General features: G+C 70.3%; 16 protein-coding genes. 4 read left to right on the top strand and 12 right to left on the bottom strand.

What is annotated here, in order from left to right:
• Positions 1–144: 144 nt before the first annotated feature.
• Positions 145–717 (bottom strand): YdbT family protein, encoded by a 573-nt coding sequence (locus tag F1193_RS04690; protein ID WP_150096510.1) that lies wholly within the window; start codon positions 715–717, stop codon positions 145–147.
• 186 nt (positions 718–903) lie between these two features.
• On the opposite strand from F1193_RS04690, the gene F1193_RS04685 reads away from it, so the two are divergent.
• On the top strand, positions 904–2,079 hold the full coding sequence (locus F1193_RS04685; protein WP_150096509.1) for a vWA domain-containing protein: 1,176 nt from the start codon (positions 904–906) through the stop codon (positions 2,077–2,079).
• Between the two features lie 102 nt (positions 2,080–2,181).
• On the opposite strand, the gene F1193_RS04680 is transcribed toward F1193_RS04685, so the two are convergent.
• Entirely contained in the window at positions 2,182–3,606 is a 1,425-nt protein-coding gene (locus F1193_RS04680) for an outer membrane protein (RefSeq protein ID WP_170263365.1), read from the bottom strand.
• Positions 3,607–3,734: 128 nt separating this feature from the next.
• On the opposite strand from F1193_RS04680, the gene F1193_RS04675 reads away from it, so the two are divergent.
• A complete protein-coding gene (locus F1193_RS04675; protein WP_150096507.1) occupies positions 3,735–4,088 on the top strand; it encodes a DUF423 domain-containing protein in 354 nt (117 codons plus the stop codon).
• A 22-nt stretch (positions 4,089–4,110) separates the two neighbouring features.
• Here the strand turns inward: F1193_RS04675 and F1193_RS04670 are convergent, their stop codons facing one another.
• Genes F1193_RS04670 through F1193_RS04655 form a run of 4 tightly spaced genes read right to left on the bottom strand, consistent with a single transcriptional unit; the run spans position 4,111 to position 7,856 of the window.
• Positions 4,111–4,551: a universal stress protein gene (locus F1193_RS04670; protein WP_150096506.1), complete on the bottom strand. Its 441-nt coding sequence runs from the start codon at positions 4,549–4,551 to the stop codon at positions 4,111–4,113.
• A gap of 51 nt (positions 4,552–4,602) precedes the next feature.
• Positions 4,603–5,841, bottom strand: coding sequence for a YcjF family protein (locus tag F1193_RS04665; RefSeq protein ID WP_150096505.1), 1,239 nt, complete (start codon positions 5,839–5,841; stop codon positions 4,603–4,605).
• An 18-nt stretch (positions 5,842–5,859) separates the two neighbouring features.
• A complete protein-coding gene (locus tag F1193_RS04660) occupies positions 5,860–7,332 on the bottom strand; it encodes a YcjX family GTP-binding protein (RefSeq protein ID WP_150096504.1) in 1,473 nt (490 codons plus the stop codon).
• Entirely contained in the window at positions 7,332–7,856 is a 525-nt protein-coding gene (locus F1193_RS04655) for a SixA phosphatase family protein (protein ID WP_150096503.1), read from the bottom strand. The genes F1193_RS04660 and F1193_RS04655 overlap by 1 nt, the downstream gene beginning before the upstream one ends.
• Before the next feature lie 73 nt (positions 7,857–7,929).
• Here F1193_RS04655 and F1193_RS04650 point away from each other — a divergent pair, with 73 nt between their 5' ends.
• Positions 7,930–9,321, top strand: a complete 1,392-nt coding sequence (locus F1193_RS04650; protein WP_170263362.1) for an NAD(P)/FAD-dependent oxidoreductase — start codon at positions 7,930–7,932, stop codon at positions 9,319–9,321.
• Between the two features lie 9 nt (positions 9,322–9,330).
• On the opposite strand, the gene F1193_RS04645 is transcribed toward F1193_RS04650, so the two are convergent.
• Positions 9,331–9,561 (bottom strand): helix-turn-helix domain-containing protein, encoded by a 231-nt coding sequence (locus F1193_RS04645; protein WP_150096501.1) that lies wholly within the window; start codon positions 9,559–9,561, stop codon positions 9,331–9,333.
• A gap of 8 nt (positions 9,562–9,569) precedes the next feature.
• Positions 9,570–10,112 carry a DUF2975 domain-containing protein gene (locus F1193_RS04640; RefSeq protein ID WP_150096500.1) on the bottom strand — a complete coding sequence of 181 codons (543 nt, stop codon included), beginning with the start codon at positions 10,110–10,112 and terminating at the stop codon, positions 9,570–9,572.
• 35 nt (positions 10,113–10,147) lie between these two features.
• Here F1193_RS04640 and F1193_RS04635 point away from each other — a divergent pair, with 35 nt between their 5' ends.
• Positions 10,148–10,792 carry a hypothetical protein gene (locus F1193_RS04635; protein ID WP_150096499.1) on the top strand — a complete coding sequence of 215 codons (645 nt, stop codon included), beginning with the start codon at positions 10,148–10,150 and terminating at the stop codon, positions 10,790–10,792.
• Between the two features lie 6 nt (positions 10,793–10,798).
• On the opposite strand, the gene F1193_RS04630 is transcribed toward F1193_RS04635, so the two are convergent.
• The 4 genes from F1193_RS04630 to F1193_RS04615 all read right to left on the bottom strand — a co-directional run bounded on the left by F1193_RS04630 (position 10,799) and on the right by F1193_RS04615 (position 13,691).
• On the bottom strand, positions 10,799–11,644 hold the full coding sequence (locus F1193_RS04630; RefSeq protein ID WP_150096498.1) for an AAA family ATPase: 846 nt from the start codon (positions 11,642–11,644) through the stop codon (positions 10,799–10,801).
• Positions 11,645–11,982: 338 nt separating this feature from the next.
• Positions 11,983–12,387 carry a flagellar biosynthesis repressor FlbT gene (gene flbT, locus F1193_RS04625; protein WP_150096497.1) on the bottom strand — a complete coding sequence of 135 codons (405 nt, stop codon included), beginning with the start codon at positions 12,385–12,387 and terminating at the stop codon, positions 11,983–11,985.
• Positions 12,388–12,393: 6 nt separating this feature from the next.
• The gene (gene flaF, locus F1193_RS04620; RefSeq protein WP_150096496.1) at positions 12,394–12,795 is read right to left on the bottom strand and encodes a flagellar biosynthesis regulator FlaF; all 402 of its coding nucleotides are present in this window, start codon (positions 12,793–12,795) and stop codon (positions 12,394–12,396) included.
• Between the two features lie 44 nt (positions 12,796–12,839).
• Positions 12,840–13,691, bottom strand: a complete 852-nt coding sequence (locus tag F1193_RS04615; RefSeq protein WP_150096495.1) for a flagellin N-terminal helical domain-containing protein — start codon at positions 13,689–13,691, stop codon at positions 12,840–12,842.
• Positions 13,692–13,712 lie beyond the last annotated feature (21 nt).

Below are 13,712 nucleotides of genomic sequence, written 5' to 3'. Positions count from 1 at the left end.
GGCGACCTCGCCACCCAGTCGGGCGTGCTGCAGGCCGAAGTCGCCAAGTTCCTCGCCACGGTGCGCGCGGCCTGAGCCGAGCGCTACCGGAATGCATCATTTGGACGGCCGCGGGGAACCCCGCGGCCGTTTCCGTCTCCAGCCCTATCCCTGCATCAGATGCGGCGCGTGGAAGGCATAGGCCACGGCGACGCGGCGCGCGACGTCCTGCGGGTCGGCGAGGCCGCCCAGCACCAGCTCGGCGCCCGACTGCGAGCCGTCGATGATGGTGAGGCTCACCGCGCCCGAGCCGTCGCGCTGGCGCACCATGTCGATCCAGGCGATGCGGTCGGCGGCGGTCGCCTCCAGCCTGGGGATCGCGCCGTCGCGCAGCACCAGGATGCGGCGGTCGGTGAGGCCGTAGACCGTCTCGCCGGCCCGCCGCCACACCCCGAACGCCAGCATGCCGATCAGCGCCGCGCCCACCAGCAGCGACAGACCGGCGACATAGGCCGGGCCGCCGCCGGTGCCGAGCGCCAGGATGGTGCCGAGCGGCACGGCGATGGCGCCAAGCCACAGCGGCACCATGAAGCCGCGGTCGCGCACCACCGACCACGGGTCCGGCCGGTCGGCCCACAGCAGGCGCTCGCCGGGCTCCAGATGGTCGAACAGGCGCGCCGCCGCGGCGCGGTTGCCGCTGGCCGGCGCCCTCGGGGCGGGAAAAGGCACCACCACCATCGCGTGCTCGCTTGTCCGTCCGCGTCCGCCGGTCTTGCGCGCTTGCCCGCTTACGCCCACCGGCCGGCGCAACGGTGCGACGGGGCTCGCAGGCTTGTCAACCGCGCCCGCGGCCACCTGCGGCATTGCGTGCGCGTCGGCGGGGCCGATGCGGCATGATAATGTTGCCTGAATAGGGGGTGGCCGATGTTCGTCAGCTTCTTCTACGACCTCAAGGCGGCCGGCGTGCCGGTGACCTTGCGCGAGTACCTGACGCTGATGGAGGGCATGGAGCGCGACGTCGCCGGCCGCCGGGTCGAGGACTTCTATTACCTGTCGCGCGCCGCGCTGGTGAAGGACGAGCGCAACCTCGACAGGTTCGACCGGGTGTTCGCCCACGTCTTCAAGGGGCTGGAGACGGTGGCCGATGCCGCCACCGCCGAGATCCCGGCCGAGTGGTTGAAGAAGCTCGCCGAGAAGTTCCTGACCGAGGAGGAGAAGGCGCAGATCGAGGCGCTGGGCGGCTTCGAGAAGCTGATGGAGACGCTGCGCCAGCGGCTCGCCGAGCAGACCGAGCGCCACCAGGGCGGCAACAAATGGATCGGCACCGCCGGAACCTCGCCGTTCGGTGCCTATGGCTACAATCCGGAAGGCGTGCGCATCGGCCAAGCGGAAGGCCGCCACCGCCGCGCCGTCAAGGTGTGGGACCGGCGCGAGTTCAAGGACCTCGACGGCGACGTCGAGCTCGGCACCCGCAACATCAAGATCGCGCTGCGCCGCCTGCGCAAATTCGCCCGCACCGGCGCGGCGGAGGAGCTCGACCTCGACGAGACCATCCGCGGCACCGCCCACAAGGGCTATCTCGACATCCGGCTGCGGCCCGAGCGGCACAATGCCGTCAAGGTGCTGCTGTTCTTCGACGTCGGCGGCTCGATGGACTGGCACGTCGCGGCCACCGAGGAGCTGTTCTCGGCGGCGCGGACCGAGTTCAAGCACCTCGACTATTTCTACTTCCACAACTGCCTCTATGAGCGGGTGTGGAAGGACAATGCCCGCCGCTACCAGCAGACCATCCCGACCTGGCAGGTGCTGCACACCTTCGGCGCCGACTACAAGGTGATCTTCGTCGGCGACGCCTCAATGAGCCCCTACGAGCTCAGCGCCATCGGCGGCTCGGTGGAGCATATGAACGACGAGCCGGGGCGGGTGTGGCTGGAGCGCGTGTTCGCCACCTATCCGCACGCGGTGTGGCTCAACCCGGTGCCGGCCGCCCATTGGGACGTGACGCCGTCGATCCGGATGATCCGCCAACTCATCGGCGGGCGGATGTTCGCGCTGACGCTCGAAGGGCTCGACGGGGCGATGCGCGAACTCAGCCGGTGATACGGTTTCTGGCCGATCAGGCCGGTGAGGGAGGGAGCAAAACGACAACGGGCCGGCGCAAGGCCGGCCCGTTGGCAGTCGTTGGGCGGAGGACGTTCGCGATCAGTATTTGGCGACCACCGGCGCGGGGGTGGGGTCGAACTTGTAGGACACGCGCGCCAGCACGCTCGAGAAGCTCAGCTCGTTCTCGTAGGCTAGCCAGCCACCGGGGCGGGCGTCGCCGCCGTACTTCTGGTCGCCGAGGTCGTAGTAATTGTATTCGACGCCGACCAGCCAGTTGCCCCAGGCATATTCGAGGCCGCCGCCGAGCGTCCAGCCGACGTGGTCGTTCTTCTCGGAGAAGGAGAACGTATCGCCACCCCAGCGGATCGCCGCCTTGCTCTCGGCCTGGCCGAAGGCGGTGCCGCCCTTGCCGTAGAGCTGCCAGGGGCCCCAGGTGTAGCCGAGGCGCAGCGTGGTGGTGGCGAGCCAGTTCAGCTCGCTGGACACCGTCGCGCTGGCGCCGGCCACGAGCAGATCCTCGGGCACGTCGCCGCTCTTCTCCAGGCCGGTCCAGGCGAGGGTGGCTTCGGTGCCGAGCACCCAGTTGCCAAGCTGGCCCATATAGCCGACTTGGACGCCGAACAGGCCGCCATCGAAGTCGAAGTCGCGGCTGCCGCCGCCGCCGACGAGCGAGCCGGCGTACAGCGTCTGGTCGCTGGTGCCCCAGCCATAGCCGCCCTGCAGACCGAGATAGAGGCCGTTCCACAGCCCGCCCGGGGCCGCCGACCCGAGGACGGCGGCGGCGAGCGGGTTGCCGCCGGCGCCGAACTTGTAGGACAGCCGGGCCAGCACGGTGGAGAAGGCGATGTCGGCGGTGTAGTCGGCGAACGACGAGGCAATGCCGCCGCCGTAACGCTCGTCGCCGAGGTCGACGTAGTTGTATTCGAGGCCGAGGATCCAGTTCGGCGCCAGCGCGTATTCGGCGCCGAGGCCGACGGTCCAGCCGATATGGTCGTTGGTCTCGCGGTAGTAGCGCGAGCCATTGTCGTTGGTCAGCGTGCTCTTGACCTCGCCATAGGCGACGCCGCCCTTGCCGTAGAACAGCCAGGCGCCATTGGCGAAGCCGAGGCGGGCGACGAAGGTGGAGACGCTCTCAATCTCGGTCTTGTAGGTCGCGCCGCCGAAGCCGTTGAACACCCCGGCGTCCTTGCCCTCAATGCCGGCCCAGGCGGTGGTGCCTTCCAGGCCGAACACGACATTGCCGACCTGCCAGTTCCAGCCGGTCTGGAAGCCGAACAGGCCGCCGTCGATGTCATGGTCGAGGCTGGCGCCAGCGGGCGCGAAATGGCTGACGAACGGAGTCGGGTCGAACTGGTGGTCGGCGCTGCCCCAGCCATAGCCGCCATTGAGGCCGATATAGCCGCCGGTCCAGTTCCAGGCCGGGGCCATGACCTCCGGCGACTTGGCGAGCCGAAGATCGGCGGCGGCCGCTGATCCGGCGAGCCCCACCACGCACATCAAACCGCCGATCACCACTCGCTTCATGGCACTGCCTTTTGAATCACGCTGCATTCAATGACGTACTGTAGTTGAAGGCTGCTCGCCCGGCTGGTGCCGGGATGCAACACTTGCGATATTTCGGCGTGGAGTCGGGGCTGGAGCGGGAGACGGCGATGGCCAGGGATAGCGCAGGGACGCAACGCGCCGTGACGCTGGCGGGCGGGCTCGCCGGGGCGGCCGGCGTGGCGCTGGCGGCGGCCGGGTCGCATGGCGGCCACCCGGGGCTCGAGACCGCCGGGCTGCTGCTGGTGATGCATGCCGCGGCGGTGCTGGCGCTCGCCGGGCGCGGCGGCCTCTTCGTCCTGGCGGCGGCGCTGATGCTCGCCGGCAGCGCGCTGTTCGCCGGCGACCTCGCGGCGCGGGTCTATCTCCACGCCCGGCTGTTTCCCTTTGCGGCGCCGGCCGGCGGGCTGACGATGATCGCCGGCTGGCTCGGCGTGGCGCTGGCGGCGCTGCGGGGACGCTAGACCGTCCCGCTCGCCGCCGGTCTCACTGTCCCTCGGTGCGGCTGCGCACCACCATCACCGAGCAGTGGGCGTGGCGCACCACCTGCGCGGCGTTGGAGCCGATGAAATAGGTGCGCAGGCCCGGATCGTGCGAGCTCATGACGATCAGGTCGGCGCCGAACGCCTTGGCCTCTTCCAGCACCTCGTGGTGGACCGGGCCGATCCGCACCGTGGCCGAGATGTTGGCGGGGTGCAGGTCGAGGCTTCCGGCGAGCTTGGCCAGCGCCTCGGACGCGTTCTTCTGCTGGATCTCGTCGAAGTCCGCCGGCAGGTATTCCGCCATCATCGCCGGCAGGAGCTGGAGCACATTGAGCAGGCGCACCGTGGCGCCGTCTGTCCGCGCGATGCTCAGCGCGGCGTCGAGTGCCGGTCTGGCGAAATCGAGCTCGGCGAGGTCAACCGGGACGAGGATCTTCTTGAACATGGTTTCCTTCCCTGCTTCGGATCCGGATTCGGAGCATAGCGCCATTCCGGATCAATTGCGGTCCTCGGCAGTGGCGTCGTCGGTCTTGGTCCGGCGCATCAGGTCGGCCGCCAGTTCGCGCACCGTCGGCTTGGGCAGGGCGGAGAAGGGCAGCGGCCGGATCGCATGAATGGCGGCGACGCCGAGGCGGACGGTCAGCATGCCGTTGAGCAGGCCCTGGCCGAGCTTGGCCGACAGCTTGGCGGCCAAGCCGTGGCCGACCATCTGCTGCAGCACCGCGTCGCCGGCGGCGAGGCCGCCGGTGACCGCCAGGAGCGACAGCGTCTGCCGGCCGATCTTGATGAGACCGAGCGCGCCGGGCCGGCCGCCATAGAGCAGGCCGAGCCGGCGCACCAAGCTGACGGCGCTCGCCGCCACGAACAGGATGTCGACCAATGCGTTGGGCGACACCGCGGTGACCACCGAGATGCGCGCCGCGGTCTCCGCCACCATGCGCCGCGCCTCGGCGTCGAGCGGGCCCATCAGCTCGCGCTCGGCGAGATGGATCAGGTCGCGACCGTCGATGATCGCTTCGAGATGCTCGGCGAGGTCGGTGCGGGCGCGCACGAGCCGCGGATTCTCGGCGGCGAAGCTGAGCAGGTTCTTGACCACGGTCTCGGCGCGGGCGCGGTCGTCGGTGGCGGACGCCTGTTCGGCCTCGCTGCGCACCTTGGCCATGTTCTCCAGGCGCAGCAGGCCGACCAGCTCGCGCAGGCCCACCACCAGCGCCGCCACCGCCACGATCAGCGCCAGCAGCGAGGCCAGCGAGCCGAGCAGCGCCGAGCGGGCGAACGCCTCCTCGATGAGCTGCCAGATCTGCAGGCTGACATAGATCGAGATCAGGCCGCCGACCGCCGACCAGGCCAGCGTGCCGAGCCGGCTCTTGGGCTTGGCCGGGGCCGGCGTCGTGACGATGGTGGTGGTCTGCGGACGCGAGCGCGGCGCCGGCGCCGGCCGCGGCTCGACGTCGATGCGGGTCGGCGGCGGCTCGGGCACCTTGGCGGCCGCCGGCTTCGGGGCGGGCTTGGCGGGCGCGGGCCTCGCCGCGGCCTGACCCGTTGCGGCCACGGGCTCGGCGCCGGCCGCCTCGGACGGGCGCTGCTCGGACGCGCGCGGCTCGGGGGCACGCTGCTCAGGGGCACGTGGGGCCGGCTGCGGGCGTGCCGGCACCGGCGCGCTCGGATCGGACACGACGACCGTGGGATCGTCGAGGCGGAAGACAACGGGACGTCGGCGGGGCGGTTCGGTCATGGTTGGCCCAAGCGAGTTCTAGCCCAAACGGTCGCCGAGAAGGAATTGCAGCGTACGGTCGAGGCGGATGTGGGGCAGCGGCGCGCTGCGCGCCACGATCGGCGGGCGGAAGCGCAGGAACCGGTAATCCGCCTCGGACGGGTCGGCGGCGGTCAGGCCGCGGAAGACCGGGCCGCCGCTGAACAGCAGGTCGGGGTCGGCCGGCAGCTCGCCGGGGAACATCGCCACCTCGACCTTGCCGTCGAACACCTCGCGGCCGGCGCGCTCGCCGGCGAGCGGCGTGCCGACGATCGCCTCATAGTCGAAGCCGCCATTGCGCACCCGCGCCTCGCGGGTGGCGCGCACCGCGGCAACCGCGGCGACCTCGATCGTCGCGCCGGTATAGGAGACGCGGCGGATGGCGCGGTCGGCGAGCCGGCGCAGGAACGCTTCCAGCCGGTCGTGGCTGGCGTGGTGCAGATGGTCGGCCTTGGTGGCGGCGAACAGCACGCGGTCGATGCGCGGGCGCACCAGGCTGGAGAGCAGCGTGCGCCGGCCGGTGCGGAAGGCTTCGAGGATGGTGCCGATGGCGTTTTCCAGGTCGCACACCGCTTCCGGCCCGGCATTGAGGGCGGAGAGCACGTCGACCAGCACGATCTGGCGGTCCAGCCGGGCGAAGTGATCGCGGAAGAACGGCCGCACCACGGCCGAGCGGTAGGCCTCGTAGCGGCGCTCCATCATCGCCCGCATCGAGCCGGGCACCGCCTCGCCCGGAAACTCGGGCAGATCGAGCGGCGCGAAGGTGAGCGCCGGCGAGTTCGTCAGATCCCCCGGCATCAGGAAGCGGCCGGGCGGCAGCAGCGACAGCGAAAAGCGCTCCTGGCGGCAGGCGGCGAGATAGTGCCGGAACAGCGCTGCCGCCTTCACCGCCTCGGTCTCCTCGGCCGGCGCATTGGGGTCGAGCGTCTGCAGGTGCGCGTGCCAGTCGGCGGCGAGGGGGGCCCGCACCGGCTCGCGCGACAGGCGCACCGCCTCGCGCGACCAGTCGAGATAGCTGCGCGTCAGCAGCGGCAGGTCGAGCAGCCATTCGCCGGGATAGTCGACGATGTCGATCACCAGCGTGCGCTCGGCGGTGCCGAAGCTTCGCTTCGGCTGGTAGGTGAGAGCGACCCGCAGCTCGGAGATCCGGGTGGTGGATTCCGGCCAGCGCCGGTCGGCGCCGGTCAGGGTCGAGATGTGGCGTTCCACGTCGAACCGCGGCACGGCATCGTCGGGCTGCGGCTCCAGCACGGCGCGGGCGATGCGGCCCGAGGCCATGGCCTCGAACACCGGCAGCGCGCCGCCATGCAGCAGCGCATCGACCAGCGCGGTGATGAACACGGTCTTGCCCGCGCGCGACAGGCCGGTGACACCGAGCCGGAGGGTGGGGCGGCTGAGGTTGCCGACATAGTCGCGCGCCGCCCGGGCGGCGATGCGGGCATCCTCGAAATAATTTGTCCAGCGTGACGGCATCAGTCGGCCGGGGCATCCAGCATCTTGGGAACGACGAATCGGTCGAGCCGGCCGGAACGGGGATGCACGGCGCTCCAATCGTCGACGGCGAAGTCGATCACCGTCAAGCCGCCGGTCGGATATTTCTCGGCGAGTCGCCGACGGGCGTCGGCATCGCCGGTGGCGATGAGTCGGAGCGCCAGATCCTGCAGGCCAGGATTGTGGCCGACCACCAGCAGCTGGTGGCAGGTGTCGGGCTGGCGACGCAGCAGGTCGAGCAGATGATCGGCGGACGCCTCGTAGATGCGCTCGTCCACCACCGGCTCGCACGTCAGGGGCAGGGGCCGGGAGGCGAGTTCCAAAGTCTCCAGCGTGCGGCGGGTCGGCGAGACCAGGATGCGGTCGGGCAGCAGCGCGTGACGGGCCAGATAGGCGCCCATCAGCGGCGCGACCTCGCGCCCGCGCTCGTTCAGCGGCCGGCCGCGATCGGCCGCGCCCTGCGGCCAGTCCGATTTTGTGTGGCGCAACAACATCAGCCGGCGCATGGGCTGTCCGTCCTCCGCATGGTCTCGCCGCGAGGTTATTGCTCCCCGGAGGCCGGCCGTCTACACCCCCGCCATGGTCAATGTCGCTTCCGAGACCTTCTTCGAGGCCACCGCGGTGGCGCGGCCGGACCGTCCTGCCCTCCGGACCGACCTCGATTGCGAGGTGGTGGTGGTGGGCGGCGGGCTGGCCGGCCTGTGGACGGCGCTGGTGCTGGCCCGCCGCGGCCGCGACGTGGTGGTGGTCGAGGCCGGCCGGATCGGCGCGGGCGCGTCGGGGCGCAATGCCGGGTTCGTGTCGGCCGGCTACGCGGAAATCCCAAGTCGAATCCTGTCGCGCGTCGGCGAGGACCACGCCCGCGCCCTGTGGCAGCTCTCGGCCGAGGGGGCGGAGGCCGTGCGCAGCCTGATCGCCGAGACCGGCATGCCGGGGGTCGAGCCGGCGCCCGGCCGGCTGATCGCCTTTCGGGCGGCGGGGGAGAGCGTGGCTGCGCGCGTCGCCGAGCGGATGACGCGCTGGGGCACCCTGGCCGAGGCGTGGCCGCGGGCGCAGGTGCGCGAGGTGCTGCGCAGCGAGCGCTATTACACCGCGCTGCATCTGCCCGGGGCGTTCCAGATTCACCCGCTCAATTTCGTGCTCGGGCTGGCGGCGGCGGTCGAGGCGGCGGGCGGACGCATCTTCGAATCGACGCCCGTCCAGGCCGGCGACGTGGCGGGCGTGCGCAAGGTGATCGAGACGCCGCAGGCGCGGCTGCGGGCGCACGAGGTGGTGTTCTGCGGCTCGGCCGGCATCGGCGGCGCCTTCCCGGCGCTGGGCCGCTGCATCCTGCCGGTGGCGCGCCATATCGGCGTCAGCGCGCCACTCGGCGAGCGGCTCGAATCGGCGATCCGCTTTGCCGGCGCGGTCTCCGATACGCGCCAGGGCGGCGACCATTACCGGATCATCGGCGACCGGCTGCTGTGGGGCGGTGGCCTCACCACCCGCACAAGCCCGCCGGCGCGGCTCGACCGGCTGATCGCCGCCGACATCGCCGCGGTCTATCCGCAGCTCGGCCCGGTCGAGATCACCCACGCCTGGAGCGGGGTGACGGGCTCTGCCGTCCACCTGATGCCGCAGATCGGCCGGCTCGGGCCGGGCCTGTGGATCGCCTCGGCGTTCGGCGGCCAGGGGCTCGCGCCTACCGCCATCGCCGGCCAACTGATCGCCTCGGCCATCCTCGATGCCGACGACCGCTGGCGGCTGTTCATCCCGTTCGGGCTGGTGCCGGCGACCGGCGTGTTCGGCGGCTTCGCCACCCAGCTTTCCTTCTGGTCGCGGCGGCTGCAGGACCGCCTCGACGAGGCCTTGATGCGACGGGCCGCGCCGCAGGGCGCGGCCAAGGCCGCGAAGACCCCACCTTGCGAGAACCCGCCTCCGGAGACGCCGGCTGTTTCGGGCGACGACATCGCGGCAGTTCCCTCCACCTGAGCGTTGCGCTCACGAGACGTCGCCGTCCTTCTCGGGGCCGGGGCGATATTCCAGGATGTCGCCGGGCTGGCAGTCCAGTACTTCGCAGATGCGGGCCAGCGTGTCGAAGCGGATGCCCTTCACCTTGCCGGACTTGAGCAGCGACACGTTGGGCTCGGCGATGCCGATGCGCTGGGCGAGCTCCTTCGAGCGCATCTTGCGTTTGGCAAGCATGACGTCGAGATTGACCACGATCGGCATGGCCGGCCTCACACGAAGCTTGCGTTCTCGTCGGCGAGGCGGGCGGCTTCCCGCATCACCCGCGCCACCGCCACCAGCACACCGCCGACGATCAGCGCGAAATAGTCGTTGATGCTGAGCGTCAGCACCAGCAGCCGCTGGCCGGGCGGGTTGGCGAGCGAGGTGACCAGCGCCAGCGCCATCGCCGTCAGCGGGCCGAGCGGCGCCTGCGCCAGCACGGTGAGGCCGAACACCTCCAGCTTGCGGCAGGCGGCGGCGCTGAACACGTCGCCGCGCGCAAACTCGCGGAACAGGCCGCGCACCGCCCACAGCCCATAGAGCATCACCCCAAGCGGCACCGCGATCACGCTCGCCGCGGCGAGCGTCGTCGCCGGCGTCAGCGGCAGGGTGATGCCGGTCTGGCCGAGCCGGGCGAGCAACAGGTTCCGCGTCCAGTCGGGGATGAGGAAGGCCAGCACGGCGCCGGCAACGATGAACAGCATGCCGGCGATCGCGACAATCTCGAACGTGCGGGACAGCCGGCGCACCCGGGCGAGGGCGGTGTCGGTCATGGCAGGAATCCTTTGGTTGACACGTGATAAAATTAATGTCCTACATAAAAAACATCACGTCAATGGAGATGGCCATGGCGGTGTGCGGGCGAGGGTTGGGGACGAGCTGGGGGCGCTGGCTCCGGGGCGGCGTCCTGGCCGCGGCGCTGGGGGGCTGCGGCCACGTGCCGGTGGCCTCGATGATCGAATTGGCGAAGATCGATTTTGCCACCACCGACTTCGCCGAGCTGCGCGCGGCGGCGACGCTGCCGCCGCCGCTGGTGCCGCAGCCAGACAACACCCGGCTCAAGCTGGTGGTGGCGTTCAAAGACGGCGGCCGCGAGGAGCGCGTCTTCGTGCTGCGCGAGGTGACCGATCCGGCCGAGCGCGCCGCGGTGGCGAGGCTGGGGGCGGGTACCACCGCCTTTCGCCTCGACCCCGCCGATGCGGCCAAATTGGCTGCGGCGCGTAGCGAGATCATGAAACGCAAGGCGGAAGGCCGGCGCGGCTCGCTGACGCTGTCGGTCGAGCCGGGGGCGTGCCGTACCGGGCCGCTGCCGGCGGATGCGCTGTCGGTGTCGACTTATCTGCGCACCGCCGAGACCAAGACCTACGTCGCCCTCACCAGGGAGGCCGACCTTGGCGCCTTGATCGGCCATGACAAGGTCGGCGAGATTCCGGAGTGCGGGGGATCGAACTGAACGCGATCAGCGTCCCTCGCGGCGGGAGAGGAACGCCAGCCGCTCGAACAGATGCACGTCCTGCTCGTTCTTGAGCAGCGCGCCGTGCAGCGGCGGGATCAGCTTCTTGGGGTCGCGCTCGCGAAGCTGCTCGGGACCGATGTCCTCCACCATGAGCAGCTTCAGCCAGTCGAGCAGTTCCGAGGTCGAGGGCTTCTTCTTCAGGCCCGAGACGTCGCGCATGTCGTAGAAGACGCGCAGCGCCTCGGCCACCAGCTTCTGCTTGATGCCAGGGAAATGCACGTCGACGATGGCCCGCATCGTGTCGGGGTCGGGGAAGCGGATGTAGTGGAAGAAGCAGCGGCGCAGGAAGGCGTCCGGCAGCTCCTTCTCGTTGTTGGAGGTGATGATCACCATCGGCCGGCGCTGCGCCTTCACCGTCTCGCTGGTCTCGTAGACGAAGAACTCCATGCGATCGAGTTCCTGCAGCAGGTCGTTGGGAAACTCGATGTCGGCCTTGTCGATCTCGTCGATCAGCAGCACCGGCCGTGCGTCCGAGACGAAGGCCTCCCACAGCTTGCCGCGCTTGATGTAGTTGCGGATGTCCTTGACGCGCGCGTCGCCGAGCTGGCTGTCGCGCAGGCGCGACACCGCGTCGTATTCGTAGAGGCCCTGGTGCGCCTTGGTGGTCGACTTGATGTGCCACTCGATCAGGGGCGCGCCAAGTGCCTTGGCGATCTCCAGCGCCAGCACCGTCTTGCCGGTGCCGGGCTCGCCCTTCACCAAGAGCGGGCGCTCCAGCACGATGGCGGCGTTGACGGCGACCTTGAGATCGTCGGTGGCGACGTAATCGGCGGTGCCCTCAAAGCGCATGTCCGCGGTCCTGCCCCTGATGTTCGTTCTTGGTCTACGCGCCTGTTATGCGGTTTCCGGCTGATCAAGCCGGAGAACCGTATTCCGATCGCCGAAAATCCCACTTCGGGAAGGGGGTTTCGGCGAGACCGTTTCCGGTATCCCGAAGGGATCAACCGGAAACCGTATGACAGTAGAAACGGTGTGGCCTTCGGGCAAGGCGGGTCCGGCAGGTTTTGCCGGGCGGAGGGCCGCAAGGCGGGCGGAGCGCGGCCCGACCGCTGCGGCATTCTGTCGCCAAGGTGCGGCGAGGCCGGACGATGCACAGCGGCGGCGGGGGGCGACCGCCGGGTTTCCGGTCAGGGCGCGGGCGTGCCGGCGCGCGCCTGGGCCATCAGCTCGGTCTCGTAGGCGACCAGCGCCCGGGTTTCCTTCAGCGCCTTGTAGATCGCGTTGGCGGCGATGTGGGCGCTGATCGTCTCGACATGGGGCAGGGTGGAGGGGGCGGCCTTCACCACCTCGTCGACCAGCTCCAGATACAGCTCCTGCTGCTTCTGCGGATTGCCGGTGAGGTACATGAGCTGGACGATGAGATAGATGCGCTTGCAGGGCGTGTCGGCCTCCGACACCGTCATGATGTCCTTCTCGCGCAGGATCGGCGCTTCGCCATCGATCAGCAGGCGGGCGCGGTGGTCGCCATTGGTGACCACGCTCTGGCCGATGATGATACGCTCGCCCGGCTTCAGTTCGACCTTGAGCGCCATGATCTGTCACCCGGTTTGGCGGTTGAGGATAGCACGCGCCGGTGCGGCCAGACCGGCCGCGATCTGGCGGTTGATGTTGATCAGCGAGCGCAGCGCCTCGCGCCGCGGCGACGCCTGGATCGCCAGCGTGTGCGACAGCACGAACAGGCCGATATTGGCGATGTTCTGGCGGATGGCGGCCGGCAGAGGATGATCCGGCCGCGCCGCCGAGGAGACGAACACCGTCCAGAGCTTGCGGTTGAAGCGCAACGCCGCCTCCAGCTCGCGGCCGTCGCGCATGCGTTCGTCCCAATGATCGTGGAGCGCCTGCAGACGCGATGCCGCCCGCAGCAGCAGGGCGGCCTCCAGTTCGCGCGGCGAGCCGGTCTTGCGGGCGACGGTTCCGTAGGCCTGCGCTGCCGACTGCATCGAACCAGACTCCGCACACTGAGCGCCGCGCGCTTGAAGCGGTCTCAGCCGAACAGCCGCAGCACCGCCTGATCGGCCTGGGCGGCGAGCGAGGCGGTGGTGGCGGACAATTGCTGGCGGACCTGCAGCGCGAGAAGATTGGCACCCTCCTCGCCGGGCGCGCTGAGCCCGAGGCTCTCCGCGTTGGTCTGCAGGATGTCGATCATCGAGCGGGTGAAGCTGCTGCGGTCCTGCACCGAGGCGAGGCTTGAAGCGACGCTCGAGGACAGCGCGCCCAACGCGTCGAGGCTCGATGTCAGCGCCGCCACCTGGTCGCCGACCATGTCGTCCGAGGCGAGGCCGGCCGTATCGAGCGCGGCGATGGCGTCGGTCAATGTGCCGAGCGTGGCCGTGCGGCCGTCGGCGTCGCGCAGCCGGATCTCGATCGAGGGCTTGCCCGAGGCGCTGACCGCGAGCTTCAGCTCGTCGCCCTGCAGCAGGTTGACGCCGTTGACCGCGGCGCCGTCGATGAGCGCGCCGAGCGTGTCGCGCAGCGCGTTGAACCGATCTGCGAGGCCAGTGCGCGCTTCGTCGGTCGTGGCGTCTGCCGCGCCGTCGAGCAGGAGCGTGCGCATCGTCTCGACGGTGGCGCTGATCGCGGCAAGGCCGCTGCCCGCGGCCTCCAGCGTCTCAAGGCCGGCCGCCATCGAGTCCAGCAGGGCGTTGAGGTCGTTCGCCCGGGTCTGAAGCCCGCCGGCGCTGACGAGATCGGTGGGATCGGCGGCGGCCGGCGTGGCCGCGCTGCTCTCGGCACGGCGCTCGCGCGCCGCGGCTGCCGGCTGGGCCGACGATTGCGACGATGGCAGGCTCTGGGGCGGGCTCTGGCGGATGCCGACGGCCACGATGAGGTCGGCCATGTCTCGATCCTCGACGACACC

The sequence above is a fragment of the Blastochloris sulfoviridis genome, from assembly GCF_008630065.1.
GTDB lineage: Bacteria > Pseudomonadota > Alphaproteobacteria > Rhizobiales > Xanthobacteraceae > Blastochloris > Blastochloris sulfoviridis.
The sequence above is the reverse complement of the archived record's forward strand: the minus strand, read 5'-3'. Positions and strand labels throughout refer to the sequence as shown.

Coding starts and splice junctions, on each gene's coding strand:
- F1193_RS04690 (WP_150096510.1), bottom strand. CDS start 717: ATGGTGGTGGTGCCTTTTCCCGCCCCGAGGGCGCCGGCCAGCGGCAAC.
- F1193_RS04685 (WP_150096509.1), top strand. CDS start 904: ATGTTCGTCAGCTTCTTCTACGACCTCAAGGCGGCCGGCGTGCCGGTG.
- F1193_RS04680 (WP_170263365.1), bottom strand. CDS start 3,606: ATGAAGCGAGTGGTGATCGGCGGTTTGATGTGCGTGGTGGGGCTCGCC.
- F1193_RS04675 (WP_150096507.1), top strand. CDS start 3,735: ATGGCCAGGGATAGCGCAGGGACGCAACGCGCCGTGACGCTGGCGGGC.
- F1193_RS04670 (WP_150096506.1), bottom strand. CDS start 4,551: ATGTTCAAGAAGATCCTCGTCCCGGTTGACCTCGCCGAGCTCGATTTC.
- F1193_RS04665 (WP_150096505.1), bottom strand. CDS start 5,841: ATGACCGAACCGCCCCGCCGACGTCCCGTTGTCTTCCGCCTCGACGAT.
- F1193_RS04660 (WP_150096504.1), bottom strand. CDS start 7,332: ATGCCGTCACGCTGGACAAATTATTTCGAGGATGCCCGCATCGCCGCC.
- F1193_RS04655 (WP_150096503.1), bottom strand. CDS start 7,856: ATGCGCCGGCTGATGTTGTTGCGCCACACAAAATCGGACTGGCCGCAG.
- F1193_RS04650 (WP_170263362.1), top strand. CDS start 7,930: ATGGTCAATGTCGCTTCCGAGACCTTCTTCGAGGCCACCGCGGTGGCG.
- F1193_RS04645 (WP_150096501.1), bottom strand. CDS start 9,561: ATGCCGATCGTGGTCAATCTCGACGTCATGCTTGCCAAACGCAAGATG.
- F1193_RS04640 (WP_150096500.1), bottom strand. CDS start 10,112: ATGACCGACACCGCCCTCGCCCGGGTGCGCCGGCTGTCCCGCACGTTC.
- F1193_RS04635 (WP_150096499.1), top strand. CDS start 10,148: ATGTCCTACATAAAAAACATCACGTCAATGGAGATGGCCATGGCGGTG.
- F1193_RS04630 (WP_150096498.1), bottom strand. CDS start 11,644: ATGCGCTTTGAGGGCACCGCCGATTACGTCGCCACCGACGATCTCAAG.
- flbT (WP_150096497.1), bottom strand. CDS start 12,387: ATGGCGCTCAAGGTCGAACTGAAGCCGGGCGAGCGTATCATCATCGGC.
- flaF (WP_150096496.1), bottom strand. CDS start 12,795: ATGCAGTCGGCAGCGCAGGCCTACGGAACCGTCGCCCGCAAGACCGGC.
- F1193_RS04615 (WP_150096495.1), bottom strand. CDS start 13,691: ATGGCCGACCTCATCGTGGCCGTCGGCATCCGCCAGAGCCCGCCCCAG.